The organism is uncultured Methanobrevibacter sp. (assembly GCF_934746965.1).
Taxonomy (GTDB): Archaea; Methanobacteriota; Methanobacteria; order Methanobacteriales; family Methanobacteriaceae; genus Methanocatella.
The window spans coordinates 163,815-183,636 of record NZ_CAKVFS010000002.1; the positions used below are offsets into that span (position 1 = coordinate 163,815).

At 31.7% G+C, this 19,822-nt stretch carries 19 protein-coding genes and 5 tRNA genes; 3 read left to right on the plus strand and 21 right to left on the minus strand.

Annotated features, from left to right (window positions below):
- Window positions 1-3: 3 nt before the first annotated feature.
- The 13 genes from Q0984_RS02155 to Q0984_RS02215 all read right to left on the minus strand — a co-directional run bounded on the left by Q0984_RS02155 (window position 4) and on the right by Q0984_RS02215 (window position 9,975).
- The gene (locus Q0984_RS02155) at window positions 4-429 is read right to left on the minus strand and encodes a 30S ribosomal protein S12 (RefSeq protein WP_004033029.1); all 426 of its coding nucleotides are present in this window, start codon (window positions 427-429) and stop codon (window positions 4-6) included.
- 331 nt (window positions 430-760) lie between these two features.
- Window positions 761-1,192, minus strand: coding sequence for a NusA-like transcription termination signal-binding factor (locus tag Q0984_RS02160; RefSeq protein WP_299522866.1), 432 nt, complete (start codon window positions 1,190-1,192; stop codon window positions 761-763).
- Window positions 1,193-1,198: 6 nt separating this feature from the next.
- Complete coding sequence (locus tag Q0984_RS02165) at window positions 1,199-1,498, minus strand: 50S ribosomal protein L30e (protein WP_299522869.1); 300 nt, start codon at window positions 1,496-1,498, stop codon at window positions 1,199-1,201.
- Window positions 1,499-1,506: 8 nt separating this feature from the next.
- Window positions 1,507-2,718, minus strand: a complete 1,212-nt coding sequence (gene rpoA2 / locus Q0984_RS02170) for a DNA-directed RNA polymerase subunit A'' (protein ID WP_299522872.1) — start codon at window positions 2,716-2,718, stop codon at window positions 1,507-1,509.
- A gap of 8 nt (window positions 2,719-2,726) precedes the next feature.
- The gene (locus Q0984_RS02175; protein WP_299522875.1) at window positions 2,727-5,399 is read right to left on the minus strand and encodes a DNA-directed RNA polymerase subunit A'; all 2,673 of its coding nucleotides are present in this window, start codon (window positions 5,397-5,399) and stop codon (window positions 2,727-2,729) included.
- Between the two features lie 26 nt (window positions 5,400-5,425).
- Window positions 5,426-7,237 (minus strand): DNA-directed RNA polymerase subunit B, encoded by a 1,812-nt coding sequence (gene rpoB, locus Q0984_RS02180; protein WP_299522878.1) that lies wholly within the window; start codon window positions 7,235-7,237, stop codon window positions 5,426-5,428.
- Between the two features lie 21 nt (window positions 7,238-7,258).
- A complete protein-coding gene (locus Q0984_RS02185; protein WP_299522881.1) occupies window positions 7,259-8,803 on the minus strand; it encodes a DNA-directed RNA polymerase subunit B'' in 1,545 nt (514 codons plus the stop codon).
- Between the two features lie 241 nt (window positions 8,804-9,044).
- The gene (locus Q0984_RS02190) at window positions 9,045-9,278 is read right to left on the minus strand and encodes a DNA-directed RNA polymerase subunit H (RefSeq protein WP_299522884.1); all 234 of its coding nucleotides are present in this window, start codon (window positions 9,276-9,278) and stop codon (window positions 9,045-9,047) included.
- Window positions 9,279-9,323: 45 nt separating this feature from the next.
- Window positions 9,324-9,397 (minus strand) — tRNA-Lys (locus Q0984_RS02195).
- Between the two features lie 25 nt (window positions 9,398-9,422).
- A tRNA-Asp gene (locus tag Q0984_RS02200) sits at window positions 9,423-9,494 on the minus strand.
- 147 nt (window positions 9,495-9,641) lie between these two features.
- Window positions 9,642-9,715, minus strand: a tRNA-Tyr gene (locus tag Q0984_RS02205).
- Window positions 9,716-9,723: 8 nt separating this feature from the next.
- A tRNA-Pro gene (locus Q0984_RS02210) sits at window positions 9,724-9,798 on the minus strand.
- A 103-nt stretch (window positions 9,799-9,901) separates the two neighbouring features.
- Window positions 9,902-9,975: transfer RNA gene (locus Q0984_RS02215), tRNA-Thr, on the minus strand.
- A gap of 199 nt (window positions 9,976-10,174) precedes the next feature.
- Between Q0984_RS02215 and thiM the strand changes: the two genes are divergently transcribed.
- Both thiM and thiE read left to right on the plus strand, forming a co-directional pair.
- The gene (gene thiM / locus Q0984_RS02220) at window positions 10,175-11,038 is read left to right on the plus strand and encodes a hydroxyethylthiazole kinase (protein ID WP_299522887.1); all 864 of its coding nucleotides are present in this window, start codon (window positions 10,175-10,177) and stop codon (window positions 11,036-11,038) included.
- Window positions 11,035-11,664 (plus strand): thiamine phosphate synthase, encoded by a 630-nt coding sequence (thiE, locus tag Q0984_RS02225; RefSeq protein ID WP_299522890.1) that lies wholly within the window; start codon window positions 11,035-11,037, stop codon window positions 11,662-11,664. Before thiM ends, thiE begins: the two co-directional genes overlap by 4 nt.
- On the opposite strand, the gene Q0984_RS02230 is transcribed toward thiE, so the two are convergent.
- The 3 genes from Q0984_RS02230 to Q0984_RS02240 form a co-directional block, all read right to left on the minus strand.
- Window positions 11,661-12,893, minus strand: coding sequence for a phosphoglycerate kinase (locus Q0984_RS02230; RefSeq protein WP_299523106.1), 1,233 nt, complete (start codon window positions 12,891-12,893; stop codon window positions 11,661-11,663). The two genes, thiE and Q0984_RS02230, sit on opposite strands and share 4 nt — an antisense overlap.
- 45 nt (window positions 12,894-12,938) lie before the next feature.
- Window positions 12,939-13,607 carry a triose-phosphate isomerase gene (tpiA, locus tag Q0984_RS02235; RefSeq protein WP_299522893.1) on the minus strand — a complete coding sequence of 223 codons (669 nt, stop codon included), beginning with the start codon at window positions 13,605-13,607 and terminating at the stop codon, window positions 12,939-12,941.
- Window positions 13,608-13,790: 183 nt separating this feature from the next.
- Entirely contained in the window at window positions 13,791-14,405 is a 615-nt protein-coding gene (locus tag Q0984_RS02240; RefSeq protein ID WP_299522896.1) for a type IV pilin, read from the minus strand.
- Between the two features lie 180 nt (window positions 14,406-14,585).
- On the opposite strand from Q0984_RS02240, the gene twy1 reads away from it, so the two are divergent.
- Window positions 14,586-15,500: a 4-demethylwyosine synthase TYW1 gene (gene twy1 / locus Q0984_RS02245; RefSeq protein ID WP_299522899.1), complete on the plus strand. Its 915-nt coding sequence runs from the start codon at window positions 14,586-14,588 to the stop codon at window positions 15,498-15,500.
- On the opposite strand, the gene Q0984_RS02250 is transcribed toward twy1, so the two are convergent.
- The 5 genes from Q0984_RS02250 to Q0984_RS02270 are packed head-to-tail and all read right to left on the minus strand — an operon-like array spanning window position 15,475 to window position 19,822.
- Window positions 15,475-16,137, minus strand: coding sequence for a flavodoxin family protein (locus Q0984_RS02250; protein ID WP_299522901.1), 663 nt, complete (start codon window positions 16,135-16,137; stop codon window positions 15,475-15,477). The genes twy1 and Q0984_RS02250 overlap by 26 nt on opposite strands.
- Complete coding sequence (gene sucC / locus Q0984_RS02255) at window positions 16,134-17,249, minus strand: ADP-forming succinate--CoA ligase subunit beta (RefSeq protein WP_299522904.1); 1,116 nt, start codon at window positions 17,247-17,249, stop codon at window positions 16,134-16,136. Before sucC ends, Q0984_RS02250 begins: the two co-directional genes overlap by 4 nt.
- A gap of 12 nt (window positions 17,250-17,261) precedes the next feature.
- Entirely contained in the window at window positions 17,262-17,804 is a 543-nt protein-coding gene (locus Q0984_RS02260) for a 2-oxoacid:ferredoxin oxidoreductase subunit gamma (RefSeq protein WP_299522907.1), read from the minus strand.
- A gap of 14 nt (window positions 17,805-17,818) precedes the next feature.
- On the minus strand, window positions 17,819-18,691 hold the full coding sequence (locus Q0984_RS02265) for a 2-oxoacid:ferredoxin oxidoreductase subunit beta (RefSeq protein ID WP_299522910.1): 873 nt from the start codon (window positions 18,689-18,691) through the stop codon (window positions 17,819-17,821).
- Window positions 18,692-19,822 (minus strand): 2-oxoacid:acceptor oxidoreductase subunit alpha, encoded by a 1,131-nt coding sequence (locus Q0984_RS02270; RefSeq protein WP_299522913.1) that lies wholly within the window; start codon window positions 19,820-19,822, stop codon window positions 18,692-18,694.

The window sequence follows — 19,822 nt, forward strand, 5'->3', positions numbered from 1 at the left end:
TCCTTATCTTACAGGTTTTTCTATTTTTCCACTTACCATCTCAGATAAAGCTACGTTGTTAACTTTAGATACTTTCCAACGAACTCCAGGAATATCTCCCATAGATCTTCCAGATGGTCCACCAATTCCTTCAATCATAACTTCATCGTGCTCATCGATAAATCCAATAGCTCCGTCACCTGGTGCGAAAGCAGTTAATTGTTTACCATTTTTAATTAATTGAACACGAACACATTTACGTATAGCAGAGTTAGGTTGTTTTGCTTCTATCCCTACTTTTTCGATTACAATTCCTCTAGCTTGAGGAGCTCCTTCAAGAGGGTCTGCTTTAACATCTAATCTTAAAGCTTTCCTTTTGTAATCCACGTCTTTCCACTTAAAATTTTGTCTATTTTTTTTAAGTTTTTTTGCAGCAAAAAGTCCTGGCATAATATTTCCTCTAAACTTTTATTAAACATATCTAAGAATCCACCGCTGCGATTTATACTGCTAAAAAATAGCTAATACAATCTAAATTCCAAGATATAACTAGTTAATAATATAATAATTAATTAGATAACTTAAATTATCTAAATGAAGATATCATAAGATTTATTGAAACAATAGTAAAAAGCACACACAACTATGTTTCATTAATTGTCGATATCTTATGATGATTTATCTTTTTTAACATTAATAAAGGTATCTATTTTACCACTTAACTTAATGTAATTAACAGAATAATAAAAAAAAAGTAAAAAAATAAAATAGTTAAAATTAACTATTTTAAAATAATGTTGTTTATATTGTGTTGTCTTTTTGCAATTAACTTAGCTCTTTCGATGTTGACACCATTTTTACCAATAGCAATACGTTTATTGGTATTATCTGCTGTAACAGTAGCTATTTTTTCACCTGATTCTCTTTGAAGTACTTTAACACCTTGTACTTCAGCAGGGGATAAAAGATTTTTAATAAACTGGATTGGATCGTCGGATAATTCAACGATTTCAATTCCTTTATCTACTGCTCTTTGAACTTTGGAAACAGTACTTCCGCCTTTTCCAATAGCTAATCCCATATCACCGTTTTTCACGACAAATGTGACTTTACCATGTTCATCATCGATAATACAATCTTTAACCATTGCTCCAGTCATATTTTCAAAAAGAGCTATGTATCTAATTTCATTTGCAGTGAATTTAATAGACATGCGAATCTACCTCAAATCATCTAATATAGTAGAATCTCCTGGATCGTTAACGATTAATGTAGCAACTGTAAATGGTTTACCACAGACAGAACCCAATTCTACACTTGTTCCTTCATAAGTGTATGATGGGATATCTGAAAGATTTGTATAATATTCAACATCTTCAACAATATCTTTAGGAGTGTTAGCAGCAACAACTACAAGTTGACCTTTTCCTAATTTTAAAGATTGAATTGATTTTTCAGAGCCTAATGTCACATCACCAGTATCGACAGCTACCCTGATACTTCTATCTACGTCCATCATCTAGCCTCCTATTCATTTTTATTTGCCATTTTGACACCGATTGAACCGGTACCAAGAGGTATTGGTTGTCCAATAATAATATTTTCGATGATACCGGTTAAATCATCAACTTCACCGCGAATACTTGCACGAAGTAAATGTTTACCAGTTTCTTCAAAAGCTGCACGAGCTAAAACACTTGATTTTTCACCACTAATACCATGTCTACCAATAGATTTAACTTCTCCTTCAGAAGTCATGATATCTGCAACTAACATAATATGTCTAACATCAACACTAAGACCTTGGTTTTCAAGAGTATTTCTTGCTTCGTTAATAATTGATTGACGAGCAGCTTCAATACCTAATACAGTTTCTATTTCATGAATATCATTTGTAGTTGTTCTGTATGTATCAATACCATCCATTGAAAGAATATCTTTAAGATTAGATCCTTCAGTGTGCATAATCCATTCTCTTTCATCTTTACGGATAATAACTTTTCCAATGCCTTTGATACCACTTATCTGCAAATCACGGAATTTGTCTGCTAAAAGACGAAGTTCCCTAATTTCGCGTTTTGATGGTTCAACAATAATATTGACATTATCATTAATAACAGATTTTTTAAAATTCTTAGTAATTTTACCAAGAATTTCATCAATATCAAGTCTTTTATCTTCAATTTTCCTTTGGTCTAAAACAGCTTCAACTCTCATATCAGCATAATTTAAACTAAAGTCACTAAGAATATCATTTACAGTACTTTTACCAATTTTATTAGCTAAAGTCTTAACGAATTCTTCATCATTACGTTTTTCTTCTGTAAAGTAAATATCCATAGTTGGAGTAGCAATTTTTTTTCTTGCATCAACGATTTCAATAAGTCTTGGAAGACCTAATGTTACGTTTAATTCCATTACCCCTGCATAGTGAAAAGTACGCATAGTCATCTGAGTACCAGGTTCACCTACAGATTGTGCAGCTACTGTTCCAACAGCCTCACCAGCTTCAACATGAGCTCGCTCATAGGCAGTTTTAAGCTCCCCAATAAGCATATCTAATTCATCATCAGATAAATGCCTATTAACATAAGCAGATGCTAAATCATCCACATATTTTTCAGGGAACTTTACACGACTTGATGGGTCAATAATCCCATCTTCAACAAATCTTGCATCAAAGTTTATTTTAGCTTTAAGTAAAGCATCTTCAACCTTTTTAATTATTGCATCATCCATACTTACACCTATTTACCTTCTTGTTCAACACTTGATTTGTAATTTGGATTAGCATCACCTAATCTATTTTCATCAATGATTTTATTTAAATCAGCTGCTTTACCAAAGTCACTTTTAGCAGGGTCTACTCCATCTTCACCAAACATAAGTTGAATAACCATTCCTTGGTTATCAGTAACAAGTCCAGATGGTTTAACTTGTAAATCTTGAAGAGCGTTTACAAGTCTTCTTTGCATATAACCAGATTGTGCTGTACGAATCGCTGTATCTACAAGACCTTCTCTTCCACCCATAGCGTGGAAGAAAAATTCAATTGGATCTAAACCACTTTTATAACTTGAATGTACAAATCCTTTTGCTTTTGCACCTAACTCATTTTTACGGAAGTGAGGTAAAGTCCTATCAATATAACCCCTATGGATACGACCACCACGAACAGATTGTTGTCCTACACAAGAAGTAATCTGAGTAAGGTTCAACATAGATGCCCTAGCACCAGTACGTGCCATAACTACAGAATGGTTGTGCTCCATAGTAAGATAATTTTCTGCAATTTGACCAGATACATCCCTAGCTTCCCCAAGCACTTGCATAATCTTCATTTCTAAAGTTTCTTCAAGACTTCTACCAGGTAAAGCTTCAAGATAATCATTTTCATATGCTTCAACTAATTTATCTACTTTACGTTCAGATTCTCTTAAGTGCTCATTAATCCTTTCTTGAGCTTCTTCAGGAATTTCTTCATCATTAGTACTTGTGGTAATTCCTGTTTTCATAATTCCACAAATAGCTAAATCAGTAGATCTATCTAAGAATTCTTTAGCTCTAGCAGGACCATACTCTTTAACAATTTTATCTAAAATACGTCCTGAGAAAGAACCATAAGCTTTTTCATCAATAACCCCTTGTTTAAGCTCACCATTTTCAATTACAACATAAGCATCAATATCACAATCTTCTTCTAAACAGTGATCACATTTTCTACAAACTTCTGCTTTATAAACAAGATTTAAATCATCAGGTAATAATAAAGAGAATAACTCTTTACCAGTCCAATTTGCATGTTTACGTTTTAAATGTTTAGGATCAACATTTTCATTGTTGAATAAATGTGATTTTCTTATAATTTGTAATGCTTGTTCTTCAGTAAACTCTGAACCCGGTTTTGTTAAAAGGTATGCTCCAGAAATGTGATCGTGAATAGCACCAATAATTGGTCCACCAAACCTTGGAGATAAAATATGCTCTTGTACCCTCATTAAAGATTTAGCTTCAGCACGAGATTCATCAGTTTGGAAAACGTGCATGTTCATTTCGTCCCCATCGAAATCTGCATTGTAAGGAGGACATACACATAAATTAAGACGGAATGTTTTATATGGAAGTACTCTTACTTCATGAGCCATCATAGACATTCTGTGAAGTGAAGGTTGACGATTGAATAAAACCATATCCCCATCTTTTAAATGTCTTTCAATGATATAACCTGGTTCCAAGTTTTCTAAAATCATTTCTTTTGTTTCATTTAAAAGTCTGATTTTTCTTCCATCTGTCCTTATAACATAGTTAGCTCCAGGATGAACATTAGGCCCATTTTCAATGTATTGTCTCATTTCATCCATGTTCCATTCATTTACATAAGCAGGTACAGTAACCTCTTTTGCAATCATTTCAGGAACACCCACTTCATTAATACTAATGTTTGGATCTGGAGAAATTACAGTACGAGCAGAGAAATTAACCCTTTTACCAGATAAATTACTTCTGAACCTACCTTCTTTTCCTTTTAACCTTTGAGCTAAAGTTTTTAAAGGTCTTCCAGATCTATGTCTTGCAGGAGGAACACCACTAGCTTCATTATCAAAGTAAGTAGTTACATGGTATTGTAATAATTCCCATAAATCTTCAACAATAAGTTGAGGAGCACCTGCTTCCATATTTTCAATTAATCTTTGATTAATACGTAAAATATCAACAAGTTTGTGAGTTAAATCATCTTCAGACCTTTCCCCAGTATCTAAAGTAATAGAAGGTCTTACAGTAACTGGTGGAACAGGTAAAACTGTTAACACCAACCATTCTGGTCTAGCAACTTCCGGATTAACACCTAAAACAAAAGCATCATCATCAGAAATTCTTTCAAGTCTTTCACGAACTTCACTAGCAGTTAATTTATAATCCCCTTGATTAATTGAAACAGGTTTATCAATAGTAATTGGTTCTTGTTCTGCTTCACAATGAGGACAAACATCTTTACGTGCTTCATTATAAATTTCTTTTAAAATTTTATTTAAATTATCATGATGAGATTGAGCATCTTTAATTTTTTCAGTATATCTGAATATTTCTTCATCAGTTAATAAAACACGACCACAATCATTACAAGTTGAACGTAAAATTTTGTGAATTACATCACCAAAACCAACATGAATAACCGGTCTAGCTAATTCAATACTACCAAAGTGTCCTTGACACTCTCCACCTCTATAACCACAAGATCTACATTTTAAACTTGGATCAATAACCCCTAAATGAGGATCCATTAAACCATTTTCAATAGGATAACCGTCTTCATCGTAAGTATCAGGAGTTTCAATTTTAACTACTGACATTTCACGAATATCCTCAGGAGACATAAGTCCAAAGTTAATTTGCTTGATTTTTTTTATAAATCCTTTCAAAATATTGACTCCTTCATATTATATAATTATGTTTTGTCTCCTAAAACTAATTTAGGGAAAATACATAAACTTTTAAGTTCGTCCAATAACAATTTAAATGCGTATGAAATTTCTATTGGATAAGTTTCAACATCACCACATATTGGGCAGTATTTTTTATTTTTATTTTTATCATATACTGCTAACATACCACAATTTTCACAAACAATAGCTTCATATTTGTCAGATTCGTCTAAAAGCCTTTCTTTTAATGTGAGAGCTGCACCATGTGCAATAAGACAATCTCTTTCCATTTCTCCAAACCTTAAACCACCTTCACGAGCCCTACCTTCAGTAGGTTGGCGAGTGAGAACTTGCACAGGACCTCTTGAACGAGCATAAACTTTATCAGTAGTCATGTGGTGTAATTTTTGGTAATATGCCACTCCTACAAATATTTCAGCTTCAATTCTTTCTCCAGTTACACCATTATATAATGATTCACAACCTGCAGATTCAAATCCATGGTCTTTAAGTTGTTGTTTGATTTCTTTTTCAAGTTCAGTGTTAAATGGAGTTCCATCAACACGTTCTCCTTCAAGACAACCTGCTTTACCAGCTACCATCTCAAGCACTTGCCCTACAGACATCCTAGATGGAATAGCATGAGGATTAACAATTAAATCAGGTACAACACCAAATTCGGTGAAAGGAATATCTTCAGGAGATAATATTAAACCAAGAACCCCTTTCTGACCGTGCCTTGATGCAAATTTATCTCCAAATTCAGGTTGCCTAGTATCTCTTACTCTAATTTTAGCCAACCTACTTCCCTCAACAGTTTCAGTTAAAAGAACTGCATCAACAATACCTTTTTCACCATGTCTAACTGTTACAGAAGTTTCTCTTCTTTTTTCTGCTACAGTACCAAATTCATCAATTTCCTCTAAGAATCTTGGTGGTGAAGTTTTACCAATTAATACATCTCCAGATTCCACATATGATTCAGGGTTAACAACACCATCATCATCTAAATGCCTATAAGCTTCTTCAGACCTGTAACCTTTAATGTTTTTATCCGGAACTTCAAATTTATCTTCTTGTCCACCAGGATACCTTTTTTCAGCAGTATCATATGCTCTGAAAAATGAAGATCTAGCTAATCCTCTTTCAAGAGAACCTTTGTTAATAACCATTGCATCTTCCATGTTATATCCTTCATAAGACATAAGAGCTACAACAAAGTTTTGACCAGATGGTCTTTTATCATAATTAGTTGAATCAATAATACGTGTTTTTACAATAGGAGTTTGTGGGTGGTGTAATAAATGAGCCCTTGTATCTGTACGTAATGCATAATTAGAAACATATAATCCTAATGCTTGTTTTGTCATACCTGCTTCCATTGTATTCCTTGGTGAAGAATTGTGATCAGAAAATGGAATAATACCTGCACAAATTCCAAGCATAGTAGCAGGATCTATTTCTAAATGAGTGTGATCTTCATTTAAATCAGCAATACTCATAGCAATATAAGAATTCTCTTCTTCTTCAGCATCTAAATATTCAATGAGACCATTATTTATTAAATCATCCCATTTTAAATCCCCTTTAGCTACTTTTTCTAAATGTTTATCTGTTAAAACTGGTTTACCATCTTTTACAATAATTAATGGTCTTCTTGCCCTACCAGGATCATTGAATATATAAATCTCATTATTTTTTTCATAATAAGTGATATTCATTTCATGAGAAACCTCACCATTTCTCCTTTTTTCTCTCATTTCTTGTGTGAAACTTACTGGGTCTTCACAAGATCCTAAAAGCTCACCATTAATATAAATTTTAGCACTATTCATATTATCTTTCCCCATTTAACTTTAATCCTCTAAAACATCCATTTTCTTAATAACATCAATAATTTCTTGTTCATCAGAACCTTCAGAAATATTACACATTAAAGCTAAATTCTTTACCAAACCACAGTTAGGACCCTCTGGGGTTTCGTTTGGACAAATTTTACCAAATTGTGTTGGGTGCAAATCTCTTGCTTCAAAGTGAGGTTGACTTCTTGTTAAAGGAGATACAACACGTCTTAAATGAGAAAGAGTACCCATATAACTAGTCCTATCTAATAATTGACTTACACCAGCTCTTCCACCAACCCAATTACCAGTTGCAATAGCATGTTTAATATTTTCAGTTAAAACATCACTACGAACTGCTTGTTTGATAGAAAGTTCTTTACCACGAGAAATACTTCTTTCAAGTTGGTAGCTCATATCTCTAGTTAAATTTGTAAAAGCTACTCTGAATAAATCTTCCATTAAATCTCCAGAGACTCTAAGTCTTTTATTAGTATAATGATCCTTATCGTGAGGTTCTCTTTGTTCATCAATAACCTGAAGCAACATTTCAGTCATTTCAGCTAAATAAATAGCTTTAGCTTCACGTCTTTCTGATTCAATACCCATGTGAGGTAATAAGTAACGGTTAATTACATCTTCAGCACGTTTGACACGATATTCTTCAGTCATACCTTTAGCTACACGATTACCAATATATTTAATAGCAGCTAATTGCAAGTATTGTCTTCTTTCTTCTTTATCCATACCATCCATTTCTTTTTGATCTAATTTCAATTGAGAAAGAGACACTTGAATATCATCTGCAATAATCATTTGGAAATTTGGATCATTAGAAATTGCCATGATAATTTCTTGATCAGTAGCCAAACCAAGAGCTCTTAATAAAATAACAAGTGGAATTTCTCCCGGAACATAAGGGAAAGAAATTCTTAAAAAAACACCATTTTTACGTGGTTTTTTATATTCTAGAGAAATTCTTGCTCTAAAACCACTTTTAATAGAAGTTACAATAGCTTTAGCTCTTCTATCTTCAACTTCGCCAAGACGTTCAAGAATTATTTTATTTGGTGCAATTTCTTCCATTGTTACAACAGCTCTTTCAGAACCATTTACAATAAAGTAACCACCTAAATCTTGAGGGTCTTCACCTTGTTCAATTAATTCCTCATCACTAAGACCATGAAGATGACAAATATCTGATTTAAGCATTACTGGTAATTCACCAATATATACTTTTTCTAAAGGATTATCTTCCCCTTCTTCATTTAATGCCATCTCAAGATACATATGTGCAGAATAATTTAAATTCCTAAGTCTTGCTTCCGCAGGATAAATCATACTTTTAGAACCATCTGCTTCTTTAGTGAATGGTTTTTCAATAAAGAGTTTACCAGTTTTTAAAGTATATTTACCATTTTCTAAAGTAATAGGCTCAGTAATATCTATGATATTTTGAATCCCATTATTTATAAAATCGTTATATGATTTAATATGATGGTCAACTAAATCATATTTATCAAAAAATGCATCAACTAATTTCCAATTATTCTCTGTCATGGACTTCCTCCAGCATTGTATAAAACACCTTAAAAATAATTAACTAAATAAAAATAAGATTAGGAAAAACCTAATTAAAATTCTTCATTTGATTTATCATTCTTAATTTACTCCTAACTATCTTCATAAGATAATTCCTCTCAAACTAAGTTCAAATTTATTATAATGAATTTCCAAAAACAATAAAAAAAATTATAGAAATAAACTTATTATACTAAATTTTACTACTCTAACATTATAACTAACTTTTTACAATACGATATGTAACAAAAGTACCTGCAGTATCACTCTCACGAGTAATTCTTAAAATATTATTTTCTTTAGCATCAATAGCTTTAACAACAGGATCATCAACTTTAATTCTAGGAAGATTTTCAATATCATAATCAACACTATTTCTTAAATCTTCAATTTCAGAATCAGTCATTATTTCATGCTTTGGTACAAGCATATGTCCTTGAATATTAATTTTCAAATATAATTCCTCCAGCTAGAAAAGTTAAAATATAAAATTAGAAAACGGGCCCGACGGGAATTGAACCCGCGGCCGCTTGGTTAAAAGCCAAGCGCTCTGCCAGACTGAGCTACGGGCCCTCACATACAACAATTAAATATTAAGCGCCTTGGCCGGGATTTGAACCCGAGTCGCGGGCTCGACAGGCCCACATGATAGCCCCTACACCACCAAGGCAGGAAAATACTTAACATAATAGTATAGCTAATCAAACTGTATTAACCATACACCATTAATTACTATGATTTTTATCATATATAAAGGTTTCGGAAAAATCAATTTTTTTCCAACCAAATATATAATCAATTTAATAAAGTAATCAAATCCCGCCTGCCGGACTTGAACCAGCAACATTTGGATCTACAGTCCAACGCTCTGCCAAATTGAGCTAAGGCGGGACATGAAATGGGACCGCCCGGATTTGAACCGGAGTCTCAGGCTCCCAAAGCCCAAAGGATCGACCAAGCTACCCTACGGTCCCATCAATACATATACATTGTATGACATACATCATACATTACTTATTTTATACTTTCTAATATATAAAGGTATCGAATTACACCAATATAAGATATAAAATAATGAGCCCCGAACGGGAATTGAACCCGCGACCACGAGATTACAAGTCTCGCGCTCCACCAGACTGAGCTATCGAGGCACAATCAAATTAATATAACAAATAAACTTTTGTACGAACTTACTTAAATACTTTTCTAATAATTTCAAAATAATGAAATTAAATAAAAAACTTCACTAAAAAATGACACTTGTTCAATAATACAAAAAAATCGACAATAAAACTAAATACAATTCAAAAACAAGTATATTAAATACTAAAAAATTCATAATTATAAATCATGATAAATAAAGAAATATTACTTCAAAAAATACCTAATTTATTAAATGAAGTAAAAACTAAAAATCCATTAACACACTGCATAACAAATTTTGTAACAGTAAATGACTGTGCTAATGCTATTTTAGCTATTGGTGGTTCGCCAATCATGTCTGAAGACACTGAAGAAGTATCTGAAGTTGTTTCAATAGCTGATGCATTAGTAATAAACATAGGAAAATTAAACCAAGAACAAGTTGAATCTATGAAAGTCAGCTCAAACCAAGCAAATAAAATTAATACTCCAATCATTCTTGATCCAGTAGGTGTAGGAATAAGTAATCTAAGAAATAGAGTAACATTAGAACTTATTGAAAATTATAAATTAGCAGCTATCAGAGGAAATATAACTGAAATAAAAACAATAGCTAAATTAACTGGAATAATTTCTCAATCAAATACTGCAAAAGGTGTAGATGTATCTAATGAAGATATTATAACTAAAGATAACTTAAATACAAATGCCAAAATCATTTCTAAACTTGCAAGTAAATTAAATACTGTGATACTAGCTAGTGGACCAATAGATATTTTGTCTAATGGTGAAACTACCATAGCAATTAATAATGGTGATGAAATGATGCCTCAAATTACAGGTAGTGGCTGTATGTTATCTTCAATTGTAGGCAGTTGTATTGGAGCAACAAATCCTTTTGAAGGAACTTTACTTGCAGCATTATTAATGACCATAGCTGGTGAACATGCCAGAGCCCAAGTAGATAATGAAAATTCTGGAACTGGAAGTTTTAGAACTTATTTAATTGATTATTTATACAAATTAGACAGTGAAACTTTAATTAATGAAAGTAATATTGAGATAATATGAATAACCTAGATTTAACCCTTTATCTTGTAACTAACAATAGTAAAAATGAAGAAAAGTTCTTAAATATTATAGAAGAATCTCTGAAAGGAGGGGTTACTGTAGTTCAACTTAGAGAGAAGAAGGCTGAAACTTTAAACTTCTATAATTTAGCTTTAAAAGTTAAAGAAATCACACAAAAATATAATGTTCCTTTAATAATTAATGATAGAATTGATATTGCATTAGCTATTGATGCTGACGGTGTGCATGTTGGACAAAGTGACATGCCTGCTAAAATAGCAAGATCAATGATTGGAAAAGATAAAATTTTAGGAGTATCTGCAGCAACTATAACCGAAGCTAAAAAAGCTCAAAGTGATAGTGCAGATTATATTGGAGTCGGTGCAGTTTATCCAACAAATACTAAAGATGATGCAACTTCAGTATCTAAAAAAGAGCTAAAAGAAATAGTAAATTCTATTGATATTCCTGTAGTAGCTATTGGCGGAATTACACAGAAAAATACCCATGAACTAACTGACTGTGGAATCAATGGAATATCTGTTGTTAGTGCTATTATGAATGCTGAAAACCCAAGAATAGCTAGTGAAAGTTTATTAAAAGAGTTTAAAGCGAAAAATAGTTAATTTTCACTATTTTTTGCTGAATCTCGTAATGCCTGGACAGCTACTAATTTTTTACCTGCAAGCATACTAATACAAGCCCCACCACCACTACTTAAATGACTCATCTGATCATCATAACCAAGAGCTGAAGTAGCAGCTGCAATATGGCCTCCACCAATTAAAGTAAATGCATCTGATTTAGCCATTGCATTAATTAAATCTTCTGTTCCCATCGCAAATTTAGGGTCTTCAAATACTCCTGCAGGACCATTTGCAAATACCGTTTTTGAATCACGAATTATTTTTGCATAATAACTAATTGTTTTTACACCAATGTCAAAAATAGCCCCATTTGGTATTTTATCACAGTCAACATCCATTCTTTCACCATTTTCTTCAATAGCCACATCAATTGGATATTTTACTTTATCACCAAATTTATCAATAAGTTCTTTAGCTTTAGAAACCATTGATTCATATCCTTTACTACGTATGAAGTTTTCATTGACTTCACAAATATCAACACCTGCAGCCCAAAGAATAATATTTCCAACAATACCTGTTGTTAAAATATAATCTGCAGTACCATTAGACAATACATTTTCCATAACATCTATTGAATCATCAGGTTTCATTCCACCAAGTAAAAATACACAAGGATGTTCAACATTATCTAAAGCATTTTGAATTACAGTTAACTCTTTTTCCATTACCCTACCTGCAGCTGAAGGAGTATTAACTGTAAAACCAACTAAAGATGCCTGAGACCTATGAGCTGCTGCAAATGCATCATTAACAAAATAATCAATTACCGGAGATAATTGTTTAACAAGTAAAGTTTCTGCTTGAGCATCTGGAGAACGTGATAAAGATTCTTCAGAAAAGAACCTTACATTTTCAAGTAAAAGAATTTCATGAGGTTTTAATTGTTTAATAGCTTCTTTTGCAGATTTTGAAAAAATAGAATCAATATATTTCACTCTTAAATTCAAAAGATTAGACAATGCTTCAGCATGTTGAGACAAATCTGTGAAATCTTTTTTACCTGGGCGGCTTTGATGAGCAAGTAATACAACTTTAGCTCCTTTATTAGATAATTCTTTAATTGTTTGAGCATGTAATTTTAATCTTGTATCATCCAATATAATTCCAGAGCTAGGATCTACAGGAGAATTAATGTCAATCCTAACTAACACAGTTTTATTTTCAACATCAAAGTCATCAATTGTATTAAATTTATCAGCCATCATTTCACTCAAAATATTAAATACATAAATTTATAAAAATACAAGTTTTTATAATTTACTAACTAAATCCAATAAAGCATTCTTAGGATTCTCAGCTTTAACAATTCCAGAAGCTAATAACACTCCATCAGCACCTAAATCCATAGCAGCTCTCATATCATCACCAGTTGATATTCCAGCACCACATAAAACTTTAATATCTTTATTAATTGATTTAACTTCATTAACAGAATCTTCAACAACTTCAGGTTGTGCTTGAGATACTGGAATACCTGTACCAATAAGTTCAGGAGGTTCCACAGCTACTGCATCAGGATTAAAAGTAGCTATTGCTTTACTTGTTGCAATATTATTTGTACAAACACAAGATTCAATATTATGAGCTTTACATAATTGTACAACATCATCAATATCAGCTAGTTTCATCCTATTTTCAGAGTGATTAATTAAACTACCAGAAATACCTGCTTCAACTAAAGTTTCAATTAAATTAGAACCAGTATGCCCCCCCGGAGTAATTGGATCAATATGTTGTGCAAAAATAGGTAAAGAAGTTTTCTCTTTAATCCTATAAATATCTGCTACTTGTGGTGATGCAACCATTGTTATGCCAGATTCTTCTGAAGCACTTTCTAATGCATAAGCTAATTCTAATGCTTTTTTCCCACTAGATTCCAAATAAGTTTTATAATTTAATATTACAATCGGCGTATTCATAAATAATTCCCCAAATTATTAATATAATTAATACTTTAATTTAGAATGATTTAAATTTAACCAAAAGAGTTTAAACAACATCACAATATACACAAAATACACATATTTTTAGATAAAATAAATATATGAACAAAGCAAACAAACTTTGTATAATTTCAATAATATTCATCAAGTATGACACTACTAAATAGGATGTCCACCATATGACATTCCGTCACCCCTATCTTCCCACACATGTTTTCCATTATACATTATTCCATTATCTCCTCTTTCACCGAACCTCTCAAATAATTCATCATCAGACATTTCAGGATATTTAGCTTTTAATTGTTCACATGACAAATGATCATCTTCATAATAATTACTTTGAGAAGAAGATTTTTGATTAGTATTTTTAAATCCATTATTTTCAACTTGAACTATTTTACTAATAACCGATACATTTTGAGTTATATTAGCACTTTTATATTCCCCATCTCCATCAAAAATACATACAACAGAATAATTTCCAACATCACTTATGTTAAAGCTAATTAAACCAGTTTCATTAGTAACATATTTAAGATTAGTTTTTGATCCATTTTCATTAGTTAAAGTTATATTAATTGTTTTATTAGCTATTCCAATACCCTTTTCATCACTTAGCTTAACAGTACAATTATCCACATCATATAAAGTTGCATTACTTGTAATTGTTAATGATGATTCTTCTTGTGAGTTTAGAAAAACAAAAGCAGAAACAACACCTGCTAAAATTACTACAACTACACAAACAAGAACCAATAGTTTATTATTCATAATCATAATATGATTAAATTGATATTAAATTTTTTGGAAAATAATCAATTACCTAAAAGCTTACTTTTGATTTTTAATACTTCCATATTATTTAATTTTAGACCCCACATCTTAATCAAAATATTAATTACTACAGTAAAACTAAATTAATTATAAAAGCATTTAAGGATTTTTAAAATTATGTCATTAAATAAAAAACAAGTAGAAAAATTAGAATACAGTGGATACAGATTTGTTGGTAAACATAATCATGCAGCTGCTAAAATATGTCATTGGACTAAACAAAGTATTTTAGATAAAGGAGTATGTTATAAAGAAAAGTTTTATGGTATTAAAAGTCATAGATGTCTTCAAATGGCTCCTGCAGTACCTAACTGTCAGCAAAAATGTGAATTTTGTTGGAGGGATTTATCATACACTCAAACACAATGGGAAGGAGAATATGATGATCCGAAAACCATAATTGATGAAGCTATTAAAGCTCAAAACAATTTACTTTGCGGATTTTTTGGAAATGATAAAGCAAATAAAGAAAAATTAGAAGAATCCAAAACTCCTACAAATGCTGCAATATCTTTAGCTGGAGAACCAATGTTATATCCAGAAATTGATGAATTAATAGCTGAATTTAATCGCCGTAATTTCACAACATTTATTGTTAGTAATGGTCAATGTGTTGATAAATTAAAAAACTTAGAAACTGAACCCTACCAACTATACCTTTCCTTAGATGCTCCAACAAAGAAAATATATAATGATGTTTGCCAACCCCAAATTAATGAAGGATGGGATAATTTAAACCAGTCTCTTGAAACATTATCAACTTTTAACTCTCGCACATGTATAAGAACAACATGCGTTAAAGGAAGAAATATGATTAATCCTGAAAAATATGGGGAATTAATCAAAAAAGCTAATCCAGATTTTGTAGAAATAAAAGCATATATGTGTGTTGGATCATCAAGAGACAGATTAACCCTTGATAATATGCCAACATTCGATGAAGTTAAAACTTTTGCCCAAAAAATAGGAGAAAAATGTGGTAAAAAAATAGTTAACGAATCTGAAATTAGTCGTGTTGTTCTGCTTCAATAGCTATTTTTTCTCCTAATTTAAATGCATTTTCCAAATCAATTGGAAATTGTGTTTTACGTGTTTTTAATTTTTCTTCTTTTGTGAATAACTCCATTTTATATTTGGAGTAATCAAATTGATATGTGTCATAAGAATAAAGATGAATTGGCTTTGTAAACATTTTTTCTAAAACCATTTCATTTTTATCAAATAATTCATGATAACCTAATTGTCTTGCAGTTTCTTCATCAAGATTCATAGTATAAATACAACCAATAGCCATTCTTTTTGGAGCTAAGCTAGTCATTTTTTCATCATAAACAAAAAATGGAAAGATAAAACGCTCTAAAAAGCACCTCATTACTCCACTTACATCACCAAAGTAAACTGGTGATCCAAGTATTACACCATCAGACTGGACGATTTTTTCTAGAATCGGTTTGAAATCATCATTATAAACACATTTTCCATAATGACGACCATTAATTTTTTTACATGCAAAACAACTTTTACAACCATTAAAAGGAATATCATACAAATTAATTGATTCAATTTCAGAATCATTACAAACTGATTTTATTCCTTCTGATGATTTTTCTAGAAGCTGAGCAGTATTTCCATCTTTTCTAGGGCTACCATTTATAATAAAAAATTTCATTCTTCTGCCTTAATTTTATTACAAAGCTCAACAGCTTTTTTAGCAGCTTTTTCCATGGATATTTCATATGGAATTCCTGCTTCTTCAAGTATTTTTTGACCTTCTTCCTCATTAGTACCAGTTAATCTAATAACAATAGAAACCAAACTTTTTGATTCTTTAATAGCATCAACTACACCATGAGCCACATCATCTGCTTTAGTAATTCCACCTAAAACATTTAAGAATACTACTTTAACAGGTTCATAATTTAATACTATGTTAAGAGATTTTTTAATACTTTCTTCTGAAGCTCCACCACCAATATCTAAAAATGTGGCTGGTTCTCCACCATGAAACTTAATCATATCCATACCGGTTAAAGTTAAACCTGCACCATTACCAATAACTGCAATATCACCATCTAATTTAACAAAGTCTATTGCTTTTTTCTTATAACGTGCAAGTTTTACTAATTCTTGATGCCTATATAATGAATCATTTTCAACAACGAATTTTGCATCAGCAGCAATCAAACCATCATCAGTTAGAACTAATGGATTGATTTCCGCTGTTTCAGCATCATATTTCTCAAATAATTTATATAATTTATATATTACATCACCCATTGGAGAAATTAACTCAGAAGAAACACCCATTTTACGAGCAATTTCACGAGCTTCATATGGTAAGAATTCAATTAAAGGATTTGGATGATATTTAATTATTTTTTCAGGATTATTTTTAGCTAAATTCTCAATCTCAACTCCACCTTCATTACTTACCATAATAACTGGTCTTTTATTAGCTCTGTCAATTGAAATACTTAAGAAATATTCTTTAATAATATTTGCTTTTTTCTCAATTAAAAGCTGATGTACTTTTTCACCATTAATGGTGCTTCCCAATAATGAATCAGCTACTTTATATGTTTGACCCGGATTATCTGCAAATTTAATACCTCCAGCTTTACCTCTACCACCAACTAATACTTGTGATTTAATAGCTACAGGTACACCCATGTCAGATGCAATAGTAGTTGCTTCTTCAGCAGAATTTGCAACATGTCCTTCTAAAATTGGAATTCCTTCTTCATCAAAAATTCTTTTTGCCATATATTCAAAAAACTTCATCATAACACCTAATTAGAAATTATATCCTGCTTCAAAAGCAGCTATATTTTTATCTTCAGTTCCTGCAGGAACACTAGCTTTAATTGACTCCATAGCTGCATCTTTAGATATAACTTCTGTAATTTTTGTAATAGCTCCAACCATGACAATATTAGCTACAATTTTAAGACCAATATCATCCATTGCTGTTTTAGTTGCTGGAGCATTGTAAACTTTAATATTATGTTCATCAATAAAATCTTGAACATCTTCAATAGTTGTTGTTCCAGGATCAACGATTAAAATCCCATTATCCTTCAAATCAACAATATATTTAAGTAAAGCTTCATGAGACATTGCTACTAAAATATCTGGACTTTGAACTTTAGGATAATCAATTTTTCCATCACTAATAACAACTTCACATTTAGAAGCTCCTCCACGAGCTTCAGGACCATAAGATTGAGTTTGAACTGCTTCATTTTTATCAAAAAGACAAGCAGCTTTTCCTAAAATAATTCCTGCAAGAATTACTCCTTGACCTCCAAACCCACCTATTCTCAATTCTTTTCTCATTATTATCCTCCAGTTTATACATCTGATTCATATGCAGAATTAATAAGAGTTCTGCTACCTGATTTATCTTCACTTAATTTTTCAATATTATCACTAAATTCTGCTCTTGATTTATTTACAAATTCGCCAGTGACAATTTTTCCAATTAATTCTTCATCACTCATACCTTCAGCTTCTTCTTTAGATAAAGTGTTTATTTTCATAGTTACTGCCATAGCTGTAGGAGTTCTAAGTTTATTTTTACGACCATAATAAGTTGGACATTGTGAAACAACTTCAACAAATGAAAAACCAGGATTTTTCAAAGCGGTACTAATAGACTCTACTAATTCATCAACTTGAACAGTAGTCCATCTTGCACAATAAGTTGCACCAGCTGCAGCAACTAGTTCTGCTAACTTAAATGGATAATCACCATTTCCATAAGGTGCAGTTGTTCCAAAACTACCTTTTGGAGAAGTTGGACTAATTTGACCACCAGTCATTCCATAAATATTATTGTTAATACAGATAACAGTTAAATTAATATTTCTTCTAGCAGCATGAATTAAATGATTACCACCAATAGAAGCAGCATCACCATCACCAGTAAATACAACAACGTCTAAATCAGAATTAGATACTTTTAAACCAGTTGCAAAACTAAGTGCTCTTCCATGAGTTGTGTGTAATGAATCACATTTAACATAACCTGGAATTCTTGAAGAACATCCAATACCTGAAACCATAGCTATATTATCAAAATTCATTTCTGCTTCTTCCATTCCTTTAAAAAAAGCATTCATAATACTACCATTTCCACAACCTGGACAAAAGATATGGGGAAGCCTGTCTTCCCTCATATAAGGAATAAATTTATTTCCATCAGGATTTTTTTCAATTGACATTTAGTTTCCTCCAATCTCTTCGATTTTTGATAAAATTTCTTCAGGAGTTGGTAATAATCCCCCAATAACACCTAAAAGATGAGTATTAGATTTACCTGCAATTACTCTATCTACTTCATAATACATTTGACCTAAATTCATTTCAACAACTAAAACATCACTTGCAGTTTTAGTTAATTCTTTTATTTGTTCTTCTGGGAAAGGCCATGGAGTATCAATCTTAATATAACCTACTTTTTTACCATTAGCTCTAGCTTCTTTTGTAGCAGTTATAACAGATCTAACTGGAGCACCATATGACACAATAACAATATCTGCATCTTCACAGTTTTCAGATTGTATAGAGCATATTTTATCCTTATTTTTTAATACTTTATTACATAAACGTTTAACAAGAGTTTGATGAGTTTCTGGAGAATTAGTATCTGGGTAACCTCTTTCATCATGAGTTAAACCAGTTACATGAACATCAAAACCTGCACCAAATGAAGGCATTGGATTTGTACCATTTTCAACATTTTTAAATGGTAAAAAATCATCCTTGTTTTCAGGCATTTTTCTTGGAGTAATTTCAATATCATCCTCAACAATGATTTTTTCCCTCATATGTCCAATAACCTCATCAGCTAAAACAAATACAGGAGTTCTGTATTCTTCAGCTAAATTAAATGCTCTTATAGTAAAATCAAAGAATTCCTGAACACTAGATGGAGACAAAGCTATTGGTTCATAATCTCCGTGAGATCCCCAACGAGCCTGCATCATATCTGCTTGAGCAGCCATTGTTGGTTGACCAGTAGATGGAGAACCTCTTTGAACGTTAACAATTACAATAGGAGTTTCTGAAATAAATGCATAACCAATATTTTCTTGCATTAAAGAAATACCTGGCCCGGAGGTAGCAGTCATAGATTTAGAACCTCCCCATGATCCTCCAATAATAGCTCCTGCTGATGCAATTTCATCTTCCATTTGAACAAAAGCCCCACCAACTTTTGGAAGTTCACGAGCTAAAGTTTCAGCTACTTCAGTAGATGGAGTGATAGGATATCCTGCAAAAAATCTGCAACCTGCTTTTAGTGCACCTTTTGCACATGCTTCATTTCCTTGAATAAAAAATTCTTCTGACAT